General features: G+C 65.3%; 16 protein-coding genes. 7 read left to right on the top strand and 9 right to left on the bottom strand.

Translation table 11 applies throughout. The features are described from left to right. Positions 1 to 103 precede the first annotated feature (103 nt). Complete coding sequence (locus GA645_RS26280; RefSeq protein WP_372239773.1) at positions 104 to 862, top strand: substrate-binding periplasmic protein; 759 nt, start codon at positions 104 to 106, stop codon at positions 860 to 862. Between the two features lie 156 nt (positions 863 to 1,018). Then, positions 1,019 to 1,777 carry an ABC transporter substrate-binding protein gene (locus tag GA645_RS26275; RefSeq protein WP_152226942.1) on the top strand — a complete coding sequence of 253 codons (759 nt, stop codon included), beginning with the start codon at positions 1,019 to 1,021 and terminating at the stop codon, positions 1,775 to 1,777. Between the two features lie 125 nt (positions 1,778 to 1,902). On the opposite strand, the gene GA645_RS26270 is transcribed toward GA645_RS26275, so the two are convergent. The 4 genes from GA645_RS26270 to gpmI all read right to left on the bottom strand — a co-directional run bounded on the left by GA645_RS26270 (position 1,903) and on the right by gpmI (position 7,004). Then, a complete protein-coding gene (locus GA645_RS26270; protein ID WP_152226940.1) occupies positions 1,903 to 2,682 on the bottom strand; it encodes a divergent polysaccharide deacetylase family protein in 780 nt (259 codons plus the stop codon). 3 nt (positions 2,683 to 2,685) lie between these two features. Further along, the gene (locus GA645_RS26265) at positions 2,686 to 4,008 is read right to left on the bottom strand and encodes a S41 family peptidase (protein ID WP_152226938.1); all 1,323 of its coding nucleotides are present in this window, start codon (positions 4,006 to 4,008) and stop codon (positions 2,686 to 2,688) included. Between the two features lie 29 nt (positions 4,009 to 4,037). Continuing rightward, on the bottom strand, positions 4,038 to 5,330 hold the full coding sequence (locus tag GA645_RS26260; protein WP_152226936.1) for a murein hydrolase activator EnvC: 1,293 nt from the start codon (positions 5,328 to 5,330) through the stop codon (positions 4,038 to 4,040). Between the two features lie 138 nt (positions 5,331 to 5,468). Continuing rightward, positions 5,469 to 7,004, bottom strand: a complete 1,536-nt coding sequence (gene gpmI, locus GA645_RS26255) for a 2,3-bisphosphoglycerate-independent phosphoglycerate mutase (RefSeq protein WP_152226934.1) — start codon at positions 7,002 to 7,004, stop codon at positions 5,469 to 5,471. Between the two features lie 145 nt (positions 7,005 to 7,149). On the opposite strand from gpmI, the gene GA645_RS26250 reads away from it, so the two are divergent. The 3 genes from GA645_RS26250 to secB are packed head-to-tail and all read left to right on the top strand — an operon-like array spanning position 7,150 to position 8,351. Next, positions 7,150 to 7,572, top strand: coding sequence for a rhodanese-like domain-containing protein (locus GA645_RS26250; RefSeq protein ID WP_152226932.1), 423 nt, complete (start codon positions 7,150 to 7,152; stop codon positions 7,570 to 7,572). 1 nt (position 7,573) lies between these two features. Further along, positions 7,574 to 7,828, top strand: a complete 255-nt coding sequence (grxC, locus tag GA645_RS26245; RefSeq protein WP_152226930.1) for a glutaredoxin 3 — start codon at positions 7,574 to 7,576, stop codon at positions 7,826 to 7,828. 37 nt (positions 7,829 to 7,865) lie between these two features. Further along, positions 7,866 to 8,351 (top strand): protein-export chaperone SecB, encoded by a 486-nt coding sequence (gene secB, locus GA645_RS26240; protein ID WP_152226928.1) that lies wholly within the window; start codon positions 7,866 to 7,868, stop codon positions 8,349 to 8,351. 716 nt (positions 8,352 to 9,067) lie between these two features. Here the strand turns inward: secB and GA645_RS26235 are convergent. Then, a complete protein-coding gene (locus tag GA645_RS26235; RefSeq protein WP_256676028.1) occupies positions 9,068 to 9,400 on the bottom strand; it encodes a hypothetical protein in 333 nt (110 codons plus the stop codon). A 118-nt stretch (positions 9,401 to 9,518) separates the two neighbouring features. Between GA645_RS26235 and trmL the strand changes: the two genes are divergently transcribed. Next, positions 9,519 to 9,980 (top strand): tRNA (uridine(34)/cytosine(34)/5-carboxymethylaminomethyluridine(34)-2'-O)-methyltransferase TrmL, encoded by a 462-nt coding sequence (gene trmL, locus GA645_RS26230; protein WP_152226924.1) that lies wholly within the window; start codon positions 9,519 to 9,521, stop codon positions 9,978 to 9,980. A 395-nt stretch (positions 9,981 to 10,375) separates the two neighbouring features. Here trmL and ntrC read toward each other — a convergent pair whose 3' ends face one another. From ntrC to GA645_RS26210, 4 genes are all read right to left on the bottom strand, one after another. Then, complete coding sequence (ntrC, locus tag GA645_RS26225) at positions 10,376 to 11,806, bottom strand: two-component system response regulator NtrC (protein ID WP_152226922.1); 1,431 nt, start codon at positions 11,804 to 11,806, stop codon at positions 10,376 to 10,378. 2 nt (positions 11,807 to 11,808) lie between these two features. Continuing rightward, positions 11,809 to 12,885, bottom strand: coding sequence for a nitrogen regulation protein NR(II) (gene glnL, locus GA645_RS26220; RefSeq protein ID WP_152226920.1), 1,077 nt, complete (start codon positions 12,883 to 12,885; stop codon positions 11,809 to 11,811). 207 nt (positions 12,886 to 13,092) lie between these two features. Then, complete coding sequence (locus GA645_RS26215; protein ID WP_256676214.1) at positions 13,093 to 13,671, bottom strand: DUF4124 domain-containing protein; 579 nt, start codon at positions 13,669 to 13,671, stop codon at positions 13,093 to 13,095. Positions 13,672 to 13,682: 11 nt separating this feature from the next. Then, on the bottom strand, positions 13,683 to 14,234 hold the full coding sequence (locus tag GA645_RS26210; protein WP_152226916.1) for a DUF4124 domain-containing protein: 552 nt from the start codon (positions 14,232 to 14,234) through the stop codon (positions 13,683 to 13,685). A gap of 201 nt (positions 14,235 to 14,435) precedes the next feature. On the opposite strand from GA645_RS26210, the gene GA645_RS26205 reads away from it, so the two are divergent. Then, complete coding sequence (locus GA645_RS26205; protein ID WP_152226914.1) at positions 14,436 to 16,619, top strand: mechanosensitive ion channel domain-containing protein; 2,184 nt, start codon at positions 14,436 to 14,438, stop codon at positions 16,617 to 16,619.

Below are 16,619 nucleotides of genomic sequence, written 5' to 3'. Positions count from 1 at the left end.
TGGCTTTTAGATGTGTGATTGCCATCTGCCCAGGGTTTCTTGGCGCCAATTCTCCGAGTAAGCTCTGCGCCTTCTCAGAATTGTCACACTCAGGAATTCCCAGATGCTGAAGCGCATTCTGCTTGCATGGATTGGCTGCGGTCTGCTGCTCGCCAGCGCGGCAAAGGCGGAGACGGAAGGCTCGGGCTACAGCATGGTGCTGCTGACCGAAAACTTCCCGCCGTACAACATGGCCATCAATGGCAAGAACTTCGCCCAGGAAGACAACATCGACGGGATCGCCGTCGACATCGTCAAGGAGATGTTCAAGCGGGCCGGCGTTCCGTACACCCTGACCCTGCGCTTCCCCTGGGACCGAATCTACAAGCTGGCGCTGGAGAAGCCCGGCTACGGCGTATTCGTCACCGCCCGCCTGCCCGAGCGCGAGAGCCTGTTCAAGTGGGTCGGCCCGATCGGTCCGGACGACTGGGTCCTGCTGGCCAAGGCTGACAGCAAGATCACCCTGAACAATCTGGAAGAGGCCAAGAAGTACAGCGTCGGTGCCTACAAGGGCGACGCCATGGCCGAATACCTGGCCAAGCACGGCTTCGAGCCGGTGCTGGCGCTGCGCGACCAGGAGAACGCCGGCAAGCTGCAGGAAGGCAAGATCGACCTGTGGGCGAGCGGCGATCCGGCGGGCCGCTACCTGGCCAAGCAGGTCGGCGTCACCGGCCTGAAGACCGTACTGCGCTTCAACAGCGACCAGCTGTTCCTGGCCCTGAACCGCGAGACCCCCGACGACGTGGTGCAGAAGCTGCAGGCCGCCCTGGACAAGATGCGCGCCGAAGGTTTCGTCGACGATGTGCTCAACAGTTACCTGTAAGACCCGCGGGCTGACCAACCTCACGGCCCGTGAATGCAACAGGGCGCCGGCCAGCTCTGGCGCCGACCATGCCATGGAAGGCAGACGAGTCCAGTATTCCGTCCCTCCGCAGGGATGCCGCAAGCCAATAACGATAACCATGCGAGCGGTATGACCATGCTGAAAGTCCTTACCAAGACCCTGTCCCTGGGCCTGCTGTTGGGGGCCGCTGCGGCCCGCGCCGAAGTGCCCGCCGATTACAAGATGGTGCTGCTCACGGAGAACTTCCCGCCGTTCAACATGGCGGTGGATGACAAGAACTTCGCCCGTGACGAGAGCATCGATGGCATCAGCACCGATATCGTCCGCGAGATGTTCAAGCGCGCCGGCATCCAGTACAGCCTGAGCCTGCGCTTCCCCTGGGACCGCCTGTACAAGCTGACCCTCGACAAGCCCGACTACGGCCTGTTCTCCACCGCCTACACCCCGGAGCGCGTTCCGCTGTTCAAGTGGGTCGGCCCGATCGCCAAGACCAACTGGGTGCTGCTGGCGCCGGCGGGTAGCAAGATCGCCGTGAAGGACATCAAGGAGGCGGGCGCCAAGTACAAGATCGGCGCCTACAAGAACGACGCGGTGAGCGAGGGCCTGGAGAAACAGGGCATCCCGGTGATCAACGCGCTGCGTGACCAGGAAAACGTGAAGAAGCTGACCTCGGGCCAGATCGACCTGTGGGCCACCACTGATCCGGTCGGCCGCTACCTGGCCAAGCAGGAGGGCGTTTCCGGCCTGCAGACCGTCCTGCGCTTCAACGAGGACCAGCTCTACCTGGCGCTGAACAAGGACACGCCGGATGAGGTGGTGCAGCGTTTGCAGAAGGCGCTGGACTCGATGCGCGCCGACGGCTTCATCGAGCAGGCGACCAACAACTACCTGTAAGGAAGGCCGGCCGGTCGCCGCCCGGACTCCTGATGTTCGCGAGCAATGACTCTCGGTCCTACGAAAAGCAGGCTCGCTGCTCTCTGTAGGAGCGAGCTTGCTCGCGAACCGCATCCTCTCGTTGTTTACCGGTAGGTCCCATCCCGCCCATGCCCCTGCATGGCGCGGTTGGCGCGTTCGCCGATCAGCAGCGTAGGCTTCACCAGTTCGAAGCCCTGGGCCTTCAAGGTTGGCAGTACACGCCTGAGCACCGCCAGGGTCGCCGGCTTCGGGTGGCCGATCATCACCACGGTGCCCTGCTTGCGCGCCAGTTTCAGGCCGCGCTGCATCTGCTCCATCACCGCGGCTTCGCTTGGGTCGTCGTCGAGGAACACATCCCGCGAAAGGCTCGCCAGGCCGATCTTCTGCGCCTCGGCGGCGGCCACGGTGGCGGCGCTGGTGCGGCTGTCGAGCAGGAACAGGTGGCGGCGCTGCAGTTCCGCGGCGAGCCAGGCCATGGCCGGGCGGTCGGCGGTCATGCGGCTGCCTTCGTGGTTGTTCAGGCCCTGGGCGTAGGGCACCGTCGCCAGCGCCGCGTCGAGACGGCGGGCGCGTTCTTCCTGGCTCAGCTCAGGACGCCAGGCAAACGCGCCGCCTGCCGGGTCCATTGGCATGTGCAGCATCACGGTGCGCCCGCGCTGGTGCGCTTCGCGGGCCAGTTCGGCGGCGTGGGGCGTGTCGGGAATGATCGCCAGGGCGATGGCGGGGGAGAGCTCGAGCACCTGGCGATCGCGCGCCAGGTTCTGCCCGAGGTCGTCGATGACGATGCTGACCAGCGGCCTCGCGCCGTCCGGCGGCGCCGATACCGCCGGTTGGCACAGCAATGCGCCAAGGCTGAGGCCGAACAGCAGCCGAGCCCAGCGCATCGATCACTTGTTGCCGCGGCTGACGCTGAGTCCTTTCAGCAGGCTGAGGGCCTGGCCGAGTTGGTAATCGCTCTCCTGCGGACGGTCTTCCGGGCGCTTGCCAGGGGCCGTCGGTCGGTCCTTGCCACCGTTGCCGTTGGCCAGGTGCCCCTGCAGGTCGGCTTCCTTGAACCCATCGAAATCGCTCTGCTCACGGGTGACCTTGGCGCGTTCCACCTCGATGTCCGGGGTGATGCCCTGGGCCTGGATGGAGCGGCCGTTGGGGGTGTAGTACAGCGCGGTGGTGAGCTTCAGGGCGCGGTCGTTGTTCAGCGGCAGCACGGTCTGTACCGAGCCCTTGCCGAAGCTGTCGGTGCCCATGAGGATCGCGCGCTTCTGGTCCTGCAGGGCGCCGGCGACGATTTCCGCCGCCGAGGCGCTGCCGCCGTTGATCAGCACCACCAGCGGCACGCCGTCGCTCGGGTCGGCCGGGTCGGCGGAGAAGCGCAGCTCGGAGTTCGGAATGCGGCCCTTGGTGTAGACGATCAGCCCCTTGGTGAGGAAGGCGTCGGCCACTTCCACCGCCGACTGCAGCACGCCGCCGGGGTTGTTGCGCAGGTCCAGCACCAGGCCCTTGAGCCGGCCCTTGTTTTCCATGCGCAGGCTGGTCAGCGCCTTGACGGTTTCCTCGCCGGTGTTGACCTGGAACTGGGTGATGCGCAGGTAGCCGTAGCCCGGTTCGAGCATCTGGCTCTTCACGCTCTTCACCTTGATGATGGCGCGCTTGAGTTCGACGTCGAACGGCTTGCCGCCGCCGCGCACGATGGTCAGGGTGATCGGCGAGCCGGCCTTGCCGCGCATGCTGTCCACCGCCTCGTTCATCGACTGGCCCTTGGTCGGCTTGCCGTCGATCTTGACGATCAGGTCGCCCGGCTGGATGCCGGCCTTGGCCGCGGGGGTGTCGTCGATCGGCGAGATCACCTTGACGAAGCCGTCTTCGCTGCCGACCTCGATGCCCAGGCCGCCGAACTCGCCGCTGGTGCTTTCCTGCAGCTCGGCGAATTCTTCCGGGCCCAGGTAGGCGGAGTGCGGGTCGAGGTTGCTGAGCATGCCTTTGATGGCGTTCTCGATCAGGGTCTTGTCGTCCACCGGCTCGACGTAGGCGGCCTTCACCCGGTCCAGGACCTCGGCGAAGGTGCGCAGCTCATCGAGCGGCAGCGGAGCCTCCTTGCCGTTGGCCACAGGGGCCGCCGGGGCTGCTGCGGCCGGGGCGCCGGCGGCCTGTGCCGCACCGACGCCGAGCAGCAGCGCCAGGGCCAGGGTGGTGAGACGGAAAGCTTGCGACATGTTTGGGGCTCCTAAGGCGTGTCCGCCGCTTATCCCTGCGTGCGACACCAGGTAGAAGGGTCCGCCGGGCGGCCCTGATGGCGAATGGCAAAGTATACCGCCGGGGTGCTCTGCCCACCGCTGGCACCTACGGTCGCGATGGGGTCGCCTGCTTTGACGGTGTCGCCGGCGTCCTTCAGAAGACTTTGATTATGCCCATAAAGGCTGAGGTAGCCACCACCGTGGTCGAGAATGACCAGCAGGCCGGAGCCGCGCAGCCAGTCGGCGAACACCACGCGGCCGCCATGGACGGCGCGTACCGTGCTGCCGGCCTGGGCGCCGATCAGCACGCCGTCCCAGGTGGCGCGGGGGTCGTCGCCGCGCGGGCTGCCGAAGCGCGCCAGCACGCGGCCGTTGACCGGCCAGGGCAGCTTGCCCTTGGTAGCGCTGAATGCACCGCCAAAGCCTTCGCCGCTGGAAACCAGCGGGCCACTGTAGTCGGCGCGGGGTTTGCTCGGGGTTTCGGGCTTCTCGCTACGCTCGGCCAGCTCGCGTTCGCGCTTGGCGCGCTCGCGTTCGGCGGCCAGGGCACGCTGGCGAGCTTCCTCGGCTTCGCGGGCCTGGCGGGCCAGGGTTTCCTCGATGGTCTTCAAGACCTTGTTCAGGTCTTCCTGGCTCTGCTCGCGGTCCTTGAGCTTGCCATTGCTGTCCTTGAGGTCGCCGTCGAGCTTGGCCAGGGCCGCCTGGCGCGCCTTGCGGGCGTCGGCCAGTTCCTCGCGGCGTGATTCCAGCGCGTTCTGCTGCTCGACCTGCTGGTTCTTCTGCGCGGTGATGTCCTGCTCGACAGCGTTGAGCTGGCTCAGGGTCTCGTTGAACGCGCTGAGCTGATCCAGGCGGGCCTTGTTGATGTACTCGTAGTAGGTGAGGGTGCGGCTGAACTTCTCGGGGTGTTCCTGGTTCAGCAGCAGCTTGAGGTATTCCTCACGGCCACTCTGGTAGGCGGCGCGCGCCTGGATGGCGATCAGGCGCTGCTGTTCAAGGCGTGCGCCCTGGAGTTTTTTTTTCTCCGAATCGAGGCGCTGCAGCTCTTCCTCGTTCTTCTTCATCTCGTCCTGGATCTGCTGGATCTGCTTTTCCAGGTCGCCCATCTGGGTCTCGGTGGATTTGAGCTGCTTCTGCACCCCGGACTTTTCGTCCTGGATGTTCTTCAGGTTCTTCTTCAGCTCGTTGATGTCTTTCTGCGTCTGCTCCAGCTGACGCTGGGTGTCGGCGCGTTCGTCGGCAACGGCCGCGAGCGGGCTCAGGAGGCAGATCAGCAGCAGCGGGAGGAGGGCGCGAGGCATTGGGCGGCGGGCACCTGAATTCTGGACGGGCCTAGTATGCCCGTGGTGGGCGCTAAAAAAAACGCCCCAAGGCCGCGTAGCCTGGGGCGTTTCCTCTGACCGGCGGGAGCTGGGTCACGTTCCCGCACGATCCTTGCCTCAAAGCAGGGTGACGATCGACTTGCCAGTCATCTCTTTGGGCTGTTCCAGACCCATCAGCGCCAGCAGGGTCGGGGCCACGTCGGCCAGCACGCCGCCCTCGCGGATGCTCAGCTTGCGCTTGCCGACATAGACGAACGGTACCGGCTCGCAGGTGTGCGCGGTGTGCGCCTGGCCGGTCATGGCGTCTTCCATCTGCTCGACGTTGCCGTGGTCGGCGGTGATCAGGGCTTCGCCACCGACCTTGTCCAGCGCCTCGACGATCCGACCGACGCAGGTATCCAGGCACTCGACGGCTTTCACCGCGGCTTCGAACACACCGGTGTGGCCGACCATGTCGCCGTTGGCGTAGTTGACGATGATCACGTCGTAGCGCTGGTGTTCGATGGCGTCGACGATCCTGTCGGTGACTTCCGGCGCGCTCATTTCCGGCTGCAGGTCATAGGTGGCGACCTTCGGCGAGGGGATGAGGATGCGTTCTTCGCCCTCGAACGGCTCTTCGCGGCCGCCGGAGAAGAAGAAGGTCACGTGGGCGTATTTCTCGGTCTCGGCAATGCGCAGCTGGGTCTTGCCGTTCTTGGCCAGATACTCGCCCAGGACGTTGTCCAGCGACTCGGGCTTGAACGCGCTGGGCGCCGGGATGCTCGCCGCGTACTGGGTCAGCATCACGTACTCGGCCAGGTGCAGCTCGCGCTGGCGCGGGAATTCCTTGAAGCCCGGCTCGACGAAGGCGCGCGACAGTTCGCGGGCGCGGTCGGCGCGGAAGTTCATGAAGACCACGGCGTCGCCGTCTTCCACGCGCACCTGCTCGCCGATGCGGGTGGCTTTGACGAACTCGTCGCTCTCGCCGCGCTCATAGGCGGCGTTCAGTGCGCCCACGGCGGAGTCGGCGGTGAATTCGGCGGTGCCATCGGTGATCAGGTTGTAGGCGGCTTCGACACGGTCCCAGCGGTTATCGCGGTCCATGGCGAAGTAGCGGCCGATGATGCTGGCGGTACGGCCCTTGCCGATGCGCGCGAAGGCGTCGTCGAGCAGCGCAAGCGACGGTTCGGCGCTCTTGGGCGGAGTGTCGCGGCCATCGAGGAAGGCGTGCAGGTAGATTTTCTCGGCGCCCCGCTGCGCGGCCAGTTCGGCCATGGCGATCAGGTGGTCCTGGTGGCTGTGCACGCCACCATCGGAGAGCAGGCCGAGGATGTGCACGGCCTTGCCGGCTTTCGCTGCCTTGTCCACGGCGCCGGTCAGCACGGGGTTCTGGAAGAACTCGCCGTCGCGGATCGCCTTGGTGACGCGGGTGAAGTCCTGGTAGACGACGCGGCCGGCGCCCAGGTTCATGTGGCCAACCTCGGAGTTGCCCATCTGGCCGTCGGGCAGGCCGACGTCCATGCCGGAGCCGGAGATCAGGCCGTTCGGCTGGCTGGCCAGCAGACGGTCCCAGTTGGGCTTCTTCGCGGCGTAGATGGCGTTGTATTCCGGGCTATCGCTATGGCCGAAGCCGTCCAGAATGATCAGGACCAGCGGTTTGCGCGTTGCAGTCATAGGTACGGCTCTTTCCGAGAATAGGGGTCAGAAAAGGACCGACATTTTACCGGTTGGTGCCGACAGACGCCATGATCCGCAGGATGCAGCCGTCAGATACGCGCGTGTATACTGGCCGGCATTTTTACGTCTGGATGTCCTGCGCATGTCTTCGTTTCTTCCTCGTCTGATCGAATTCGCCACCCACCACTACCTGCTGGTCGGTGCCCTGGTCATCCTGCTGGTGCTGCTGGCCCTGCATGAAATGCGCAAGAGCGGCCGCGCTCTGTCGACCCGCGAGTTGACCGCTCTGGTGAACGCCGAGCAGGCCGTGGTCCTCGATATCCGCCCGACCAAGGAGTTCTCCGCCGGCCACATCGTCGATGCGCTGAACATCCCGGCGGACAAACTGAACGCACGCCTGTCCGAGCTGGACAAACACAAGGCCAAGACCATCATCGTGGTCGACAGCATGGGCCAGCACGCCGGCACCTGGTGCAGTGTGCTGCAGAAGGCCGGTTTCACCGCCGCCAAGCTGTCCGGCGGCATCGGCAGCTGGCGTGGCGACAACCTGCCCCTGGTGAAGTGAGATGTCGTCGATCTTGATCTACACCAGCGCATGGTGCCCTTATTGCATCCGCGCCAAGGCCCTGCTGGACCGCAAGGGTGTCGCCTACGAGGAGATCTCGGTGGACGGCAAGCCCGGCGTACGCGCCGAAATGGCCAGCAAGGCGGGTCGCACCTCGGTGCCGCAGATCTGGATCGACGCGACCCACGTCGGCGGCTGCGACGATCTCTACGCGCTGGAACGCGCGGGCAAGCTGGATACGCTGCTCTCGGCGTGATCCAAAATCCTGAAACGATGCACAAGAAGGTCTCGAAATGACTGAACAAGCCAACGGCGCAGCCCAGCAAGACGATAACAATCCGCAGTTCTCGCTGCAGCGCATCTACATCCGCGACCTCTCCTTCGAAGCGCCCAAGGCGCCGGAAATCTTCCGCCAGGAGTGGCAGCCGAGCATTTCCATGGACCTCAACACCCGTCAGAAGCAGCTCGATGGCGACTTCTACGAAGTGGTCCTGACCGTTTCGGTGACCGTGAAGAACAACGAGGAAACCGCTTTCATCGTTGAAGTGCAGCAGGCCGGTATCTTCCTGATCAAGGGTCTGGACGCTTCCAGCATGAGCCACACCCTCGGCGCGTTCTGCCCGAACATCCTCTTCCCGTACGCCCGCGAAACCCTGGACAGCCTGGTTGTCCGCGGTTCCTTCCCGGCGCTGATGCTGTCCCCGGTGAACTTCGATGCGCTGTACGCGCAGGAAATCGCCCGCATGCAGGCTTCCGGCGAGATCCCGGCGGTCCAGTGATCCTGGCTGCTGCATGAGAAAGGCGCCCTCGGGCGCCTTTTTCTTTGCCCGGGATTTGTGCTTGGTCGAATTTTGATCAGCTTCGCGCAAGCCACGTACCGCCTCGATTCCGCACGCTTATCCACAGACTGTTCCTGCAGTTGCTCAGGAATGCTGTGGGTAAGAGGTGGTGCTCTTCGTAGGACCGAGGGGGACGCCTAGTCCTTGCCCGCGAACAGCCGTGGCACTGTCGTCACCTCGAAAAGCGGTTCGCGAGCAAGCTCGCTCCTACAGGGGGAGGGCGTCCAAGTTTGGTGCGTGCGCACTGGCAGGGCGCAGGGGCGGGCGCTGCAGGCCGCCGTGGAGTCCCCAATGCAGACGCGGTCGCGCAGTGCCTCGGAAGATTGTGGATATCCCTGTGAGCCAATGGGCTCGCGGTTTCCAGCCATTTCTAGCGTGCGCGGGAAGAGGGCCGAAACGCTTTGCGAGCAACCTTGGCACGCCCTCTGCAATACCCCTGGCAACAGCGATTTCAGGGGCCTCGGTACAGGCAGGCTGGGGAACCCCTCTTTTACACCTCGCGAGTGCACCGTTCGACGCAGCGGCCTCGCAACCGGTTTGGGGGTCCTGGTACAGGCAGGCCGGGTAAGCCCCCCTTTTATGCCAGCGGCCGTTCTGTGGATGGCCTGCTCCCCGCTTCGGGGCCCCGGACCAGGCAGGCCGGGAAAACCCCGCTTTTATTCGGGCCGCGCCCTGACGTTCAGGCGCCACTGGCCCTTCACCTCGGTGCTGTCCCAGTCGCCTTGCAGTCTGCGGGTGGATAGCAGCGTCAGCAGCACAGCTTGCTCTTGCGGCTCCAGGTTCCAGCGCAGCGGCACGTCACCGATCCGCAGCTGGCCCTGTTGCGCCTTGGCGCTGGCGTCGATCTGCAGTACCAGGGCGCCGTCCAGATGGCCGGCACGTACGACGGGCTGAGCATCCAGCGTGAGCACCAGGCCATCCGCCGCCGGCTCTACGGCGAGTATCTGCGCGGGCCCTTCGTGCGGTGGATTCACCAGACGTCCGATCATCAGACCTACCAGCAGGCCCAGCACGCACAGCGAAGCCCAAACCTTAAGCAATGGCCTGGGCCGCATTTGCGCCTGCGCGGGGGTAGAATGCCCGCCGTTCTCAGGCTCGGAGCGCTGCATGTTCCACGTGATCCTTTTTCAACCGGAAATTCCTCCAAACACCGGCAACATTATCAGGCTGTGCGCCAATGCGGGCTGCAGCCTGCATCTGATCGAGCCGCTGGGCTTCGAGCTGGACGACAAGCGCCTGCGCCGCGCCGGCCTGGATTATCACGAGTACGCCAGTGTGCGTCGCTATGCGAGCCTGGAAGAGTGCTTGGAACAGCTCGGCCAACCGCGCCTGTTTGCTTTCACCACCAAAGGCTCGCAGCCGTTCCACGAGGTGGCTTACGAGCGTGGTGACGCGTTCCTGTTCGGCCCGGAAAGCCGTGGCCTGCCGGAAGAGGTACGCGAGGCGCTGCCGCCCGAGCAGCGGGTGCGCCTGCCGATGCGCCCGGGCTGCCGCAGCCTGAACCTGTCCAATACCGTGGCGGTGACCGTCTACGAAGCCTGGCGTCAGCACGGCTTTGCCATGGACTGAGCGTTTTTTGAGCGATCCGCGCAAAGCCGCGCCAGGCGTGGAGTGCAGCGGCTTGCCCCAAGCTTATCCACAGCTAGGCGCACAGTGCTTGTGGGAAAGCGCGAATTTCCTGCACAGAAACCGCGCAATCCCGCAGACCGCGCGTGCTCTGGGCTGTGGCACGTTCCTTCCCCGTTCCGTGCACAGTGTTATCCACAGGTTTTGGGGATAGATGTTGCTGGCTTGTGACGGCGCGCGAGGGGTGCTGATCGCGGGCATGGCCCGCTCCTACAGGGATTGCCCGGAGCGTAGGAGCGGACTCCATCCGCGATTGGCCAGAGCCGGCACCGTGCTCCCGATGATTCGCGACCGGTCATGAAAAAGGGGCCTTCCGGCCCCTTTGTCGTTGCAGCGGGTCAGTCGTCACTCTCGTCGTCCGGGCTGTCGATCTTCATGTCCAGCTCCTTGATCTTGCGGGTCAGCGTATTGCGGCCCCAGCCCAGCAGCACGGCGGCATCGCGGCGGCGGCCGGCGGTGTGCTTCAGGGCCGTCTCGATCATGATCCGCTCGAAGGCCGGCACGGCGGTGTCGAGCAGGTTCGACTGGCCACGCCCCAGTGCCTGGTCGGCCCAGTGGCGCAGGGCCTGTTCCCAGTTCGCGGCGGGCAGGTTGTCCTGCGGCTGGGTCAGCAGCTCCGGCGGCAGGTCGTCGATGTGCACCTCGCGGCCGGAGGCCATCACGGTGATCCAGCGGCAGGTGTTCTCCAACTGGCGCACGTTGCCCGGCCAGCCGAGGTGCTTCAGGTAGTCCTCGGTTTCCGGCTTGAGCAGCTTGGGCTCCACCGCCAGTTCCTGGGCGGCGCGGGCGAGGAAGTGCCGGACCAGCGCGGGAATGTCCTCGCGGCGGTCGGCCAGACGCGGGATGTGGATGCGGATGACGTTCAGGCGGTGGAACAGGTCTTCGCGGAACTTGCCTTCGCGCACCAGGTTTTCCAGGTTCTGGTGGGTGGCGGCGATGATCCGCACGTCCACCTTCACCGGGGTGTGGCCGCCGACCCGGTAGAACTCGCCGTCCGCCAGCACGCGCAGCAGGCGGGTCTGGGTGTCGGCCGGCATGTCGCCGATCTCGTCGAGGAACAGGGTGCCGCCATCGGCCTGCTCGAAGCGCCCGCGCCGCTGGTTGGCTGCGCCGGTGAAGGCGCCTTTCTCGTGGCCGAACAGCTCGGATTCCATCAGGTCTTTCGGAATCGCGGCCATGTTCAGCGCGATGAATGGCGAGGTCGCGCGCGGGCTGTGGCGATGCAGGGCGTGGGCGACCAGTTCCTTGCCGGTGCCCGACTCGCCGTTGATCAGTACGGTGATGTTGGAGTGGGAGAGGCGGCCGATGGCGCGGAACACCTCCTGCATCGCCGGTGCTTCGCCGATGATTTCCGGGGTGCGCGTCTGGTTGGCTGGTGCTTCCAGGCCCTGTTGCTCCTGGGCGTGCTGGTTGGCGCGCTTGACCAGGGAGACGGCCTCGTCGACATCGAATGGCTTGGGCAGGTATTCGAAGGCGCCGCCCTGGTAGGAGGCCACCGCGCTGTCCAGATCCGAATGCGCGGTCATGATGATCACCGGCAGGCGCGGGTGCAGCTCGCGGATCTGCGCCAGCAGGTCCAGGCCGCTGGCGCCGGGCATGCGGATATCGGAAATGATCACGTCCGGTTGCTGCCGGCCGAGGCGGCTCATCACGCTGTCGGCGCTGTCGAAGCTGACCGTCGTCATGCCTTCCTGTTGCAGGGCTTTCTCCAGTACCCAGCGGATGGAGCGGTCGTCGTCGACGATCCAGACGGTCTCAGATCGGCTCATGGTCAATGCACTCCTTGTTCCAGGGGCAGGAACAGACTGAACACGGTGTGGCCGGGGTGGCTCTCGCATTCGATCAAGCCCTGGTGCTGGCTGATGATGTTCTGGGTGATGGCAAGGCCCAGGCCGGTGCCGTCGGCGCGGCCACTGACCATGGGATAGAAGATGGTGTCCTGCAGTTCAGCCGGGATGCCCGGGCCGCTGTCGATGATCTCCACCTTGCACACCAGGCGATGGCGGGTGTGGCCGATGGTGAACTGGCGCAGGGTGCGGGTGCGCAGGGTGATGCGGCCGAGCTTCAGCTCGTTCTGCGAGGCGATCGCCTGCATGGCGTTGCGCACGATGTTGAGCACAGCCTGGATCATCTGCTCGCGGTCGAGCAGCAGGTCGGGGATGCTCGGGTCGTAGTCGCGTACCAGCGGGATGCTGCCCTGGGTCTCGGCTTCCACCAGGCTGCAGACGCGCTCCAGCACTTCGTGGACGTTGGTGACCGAGAGTTGCGGCAGCTTGTTCGAGCCGAGCATGCGGTCGACCAGGTTCCGCAGGCGGTCGGCCTCTTCGATGATGACGTTGGTGTAGTCCTTGAGCGACTCTTCCGGCAGTTCGCGGGACAGCAATTGCGCCGCGCCGCGAATGCCGCCCAGCGGGTTCTTGATCTCATGGGCCAGGCCGCGCACCAGCAGCTTGGTGGTCTCCTGCTTGGACAGCTGCGCCTCTTCCTTGGTGATCCGCATCAGCCGGTCGCGCGGGTGGACTTCCAGCAGCAACAGGGTTTCGCGGCGGTTGAGGATCGGCGTCACCGCGTAGTCCACGGTGATGGTCTGGCCGGTCAGCGAGGTCAGGGTCGCTTCGCGCTTGGTGAAGGGGTGCGCCTCTTCCACCGCCTGGCGCAGCGAGTGCAGCGCTTCGGGCGATTCGGTGAACAGCTCGCTGATGAATTGGCCATGGCTGCGTTGCCCGCTGACGGCCAGGAGCATTTCCGCCGCCGGGTTCATGTACTCCAGGCGCAGCTCGCCATTGAGCAGGATCACCGCCGTGGTGAGGTTGTCGAGCAACAGGCGGAGCTGGGTTTCTGTAGGCATGGCGTAAGAGATGTCCCAAGACTGTGCGGGAAAATGCAAGAAACAAACCAGACCCTGAAAGGTCGCGTATTTCGGCGCCTGGCGCTGGTTTGCGCCGCGCAGACGGTCGATCTGGCCGGCGGGAGTGACCTGAAATGGGGAGAGTATAGAAAGTGGTGCAGGCCAATGCACCGAGATGGTGCGTTTGTGCGGAGTCGTACGCGGCCGTCAGTGGCTGACGGCGCTGAGCGGGCGGGAGGTGTCCAGCGTGGCCGATTCGGCCACCGAGATGCGGAACATGTGGAAGGGCTGGTTGGGGGTCTGTTCGATGGTACGGCCCAGGGTGTCGATGATCTCTACCGACAGCTGGTGCATACCGCGATCGACGTTGTACAGCGGGAACACCGGGCTGCGACCGGGCTGGCCCACCGGCTTGCCATCGAGCAGCAGGCGGTAGAGGTGTCCTGGCAGCAGGGCGGGGTCGCTGGTGGCGGAAACGATCAGCGTGCCATCATTGGCGCGGATGGTGGTGTCGGGCTCCGGCACGAGGATGCGCAGCAGCTGGTAGGCCGGCGGCCCCGGCGGCAAGGCTGGCGTGGTGGGCGCGTACAGCGGCGGCGGCATGCGCACGCCGGGCTGGTTGGGCATGGCATTGGGCGGCGCGAGCTGCAGCTTTTGCGCGTTGCCGCGCACGGGCTGGTCGGTGAAGACGCGATTGCCGTCCTTGTCGATGTAGGTGTAGACCTCGGCGCTGGCTGACAGACAGGCCAGCGCCGACAGCAGGGCCGACAACACGAGAGTCACCAGGAGACGCATGCTCAGCCGCCCGTCCTGGGTGATACCTGGGGCCGTTGCGGGCTGTTGGTGCTGATGCGCTGCAGGGTGAAGTTGGCCGGCGCGCTGGTCTGGATTACCTGGCCGCCTTGCAACACTTCGACAGCGAGGGTGTGATCGCCACGGTCGATGTTCTCCATGGTGATGCTGGTGGAGTGGGTCGGGGCACCGTAGGGCTGGCCGTCGAGCAACAGTTGCAGCTGGTGCTCCATGGCCAGTTGAGGCTGGACCACGACCTCGACGACGAAGGTGCCGTTGTTGACGCGCAAGGCTTCGTCGTTGGGCAGATTGCTCAGCGCCAGGATGGAGTAGGCGTTCTGTGCTTCAGTGTTGCCGGAGTTGCTGCCGTTGTCGGTGTTTGCCGGTGGCTGCGGGGCGACGGTATTGGTCGGGGGCAACTGTACCGGCTGCGCGCCGACGTTGCCCGGCGGCTGGTTGGTGAACACCGTATTGCCGTTGGCATCGGTGTACTTGTAGATCTGCGCACTGGCTGGCAGCGCGGTGGCGAGCAGCAGGGCGGTGAGGATCAGGCGCATGGGCGATCTCCGGATAGTCATGCCAAGCCTTGCATTGCCGACGACGGCTGGCAAGTTGCCTATTGTGATTCAGCATGGCAGCTCACAGTGTGCGCTGCCGCTCGCCGACGGACCTTTCAGACGGCGCCGTAGTCCATTGCCGGTCCGAGTCCTCTGTATGATGCCGGCGAGCGTTCCTTTCACTGCTTCTGGGGTGTACCCGTGACCGACCTGCTCCGTTCCTGCTTCCGTCAGTGCCTGCTGCTGTGCTGTCTGAGCTTAGGCCTGCTCGCAGGCTCCGCGCAGGCGGCGCTGCCGGGGCCCCTGGCGAGTGTGACGGGTGGCGGCGACCAGGTCAGTGACGCGCAATTGCAGCAGTCGCTGGACCAGGTCATCAAGACACTGGAGAACGACCAGCAGCGGGCCGATTTGCTGAAGAAGCTCAAGCAGCTGCGCGATGCGAGCAAGAAGAGCGCGGACGAGCAGGGCGGTGTGCTCGGCCTGATCGGCGATACCCTGGGCAGCCTGGAGAAGCAGTTCGAAGGCGCCAACAGCCCGGTGCTGCGCTGGAGCTCGCTGTTCGCCCAGGCTCGCGACGAGCTGGAGACCCGTATCCCATCCTGGCAGGAATGGTCGGGGATGCTCTTCGATTTCTTCCTGGTAACCCTGCTCTGGGCCTGCGTGGCCCTGGGGCTGCGCTGGGTGGCGAAGCGCATGCAGGAGCGCTTCGGCCTGGCCAACGAGCTGCCGCAACATCCCAAGACCCGCGACCTGCTGCTGTTTGCCTTGCGCAAGCTCGGCCCGTGGCTGGTGGCCTTCCTGATCACCCTCTACCTGTCGGTGGTGTTGCCCAGTTCCCTGGGCAAGCTGCTGGCGATGGTGATGGCCTACGTGCTGGTGTGCGGAACGCTGTTTTCCGCGTTGTGCGTGATCTCCCTCTCGCTGCTCAGCGGGCCGCACCGCATGCGGGCCCTGGATATCCTGCGGCGTCGCGCCTTCCGCCCGTTGTGGCTGATCGGCAGCCTGGCGTCGCTGGGCGAGGTGATGCACGACCCACGTGTGGTCGAAAGCCTTGGCCAGAGCACCTCCCTCTGCGTCGGCTCGCTGGCGAATATCTTCGCGGCGCTGTGCACCGCGCTGTTCGTCCTGCAGTTCCGCCGGCCGATCGCGCACCTGATCCGCAACCAGCCGCTGGAGCGCCGCATCAAGCGTCGCGGCCTGCATGACCTGGTCGAACTGGTGGGCTCGCTGTGGTTCCTGCCGGTGCTGGTGCTGGTGGGGATTTCCCTGTTCGCCACCGTGGTCACCGCCGGCGACAGCACCTATGCCCTGCGTCGCGCGTTGCTGTGTGCGCTGGTGGCGGTGGTGGCGATGACCGTCAACGGCCTGATCCGCCGTGCCCACCTGCGCTCCTCGCGCCACGGCAGCCGCCGCAGCGCGCCCTATGTCGAACAGCTGCAGAACTTTGCCTACACCCTGCTGCACATCGGCAATCTGCTGGTGTTCCTGGAGATCGGCCTGCGAGTCTGGGGGATGTCGCTGATCCGCTTCACCGAGGGCGACGGCTCGGCCATCAGCATCAAGCTGATCAGCTTCGGTACCACCCTGCTGGTGGCCTGGCTGGTGTGGATTCTTGCCGACACGGCGGTCCAGCACAGCCTTGGCCTGGGCGGCAAGAACCGCAGCAACACCCGCGCGCTGACCATGCTGCCGCTGATCCGCAACGTGCTCTTCGTGACCATCGCGGTGATCGCGCTGATCGTCGCCCTGGCCAACATGGGCATGAACGTCACCCCGCTGCTGGCGGGTGCGGGCGTCATCGGCCTGGCAATCGGTTTCGGCGCGCAGTCGCTGGTGGCGGACCTGATCACCGGCCTGTTCATCATCATCGAGGACTCCCTGTCCATCGATGACTACGTGGATGTCGGCGGCCACCTCGGCACCGTCGAGGGCCTGACCATCCGCACCGTGCGCCTGCGCGACCTGGACGGCGTGGTGCACACCATTCCGTTCAGCGAGATCAAGAGCATCAAGAACTACTCGCGGGAGTTCGGCTACGCGATGTTCCGCTGGCCGGTGCCCGCCAGCATGCCGATCGACGATGCGGTGGCGCTGGTCCATGACGTCACCCGCGACCTGCGCGGCGACCGCAATATCAGCCGCGCCATGTGGTCGGCCCTGGAGATGCAGGGGGTGGAGAGCTTCGACAACGGCCAGGCGATCCTGCGCTTCCGCCTGAAAACCGCGCCGATCCGCCAGTGGGAAGTTCAGCGTGCCTTCAACCTTCGCCTGCGGCAGAGGCTGGACAAGGCGGGTCTGGAGCTGTCGATGCCACGCCTGAACGTGCAGCTTTCGCGGTCGTCCGGTCCGCGCGACGAGGATCGGCAGTCTTCGGATGGGCTGTAG

The sequence above is a fragment of the Pseudomonas sp. SCB32 genome (genome assembly GCF_009189165.1).
Lineage (GTDB): Bacteria > Pseudomonadota > Gammaproteobacteria > Pseudomonadales > Pseudomonadaceae > Pseudomonas.
The sequence above is the reverse complement of the archived record's forward strand: the minus strand, read 5'-3'. Positions and strand labels throughout refer to the sequence as shown.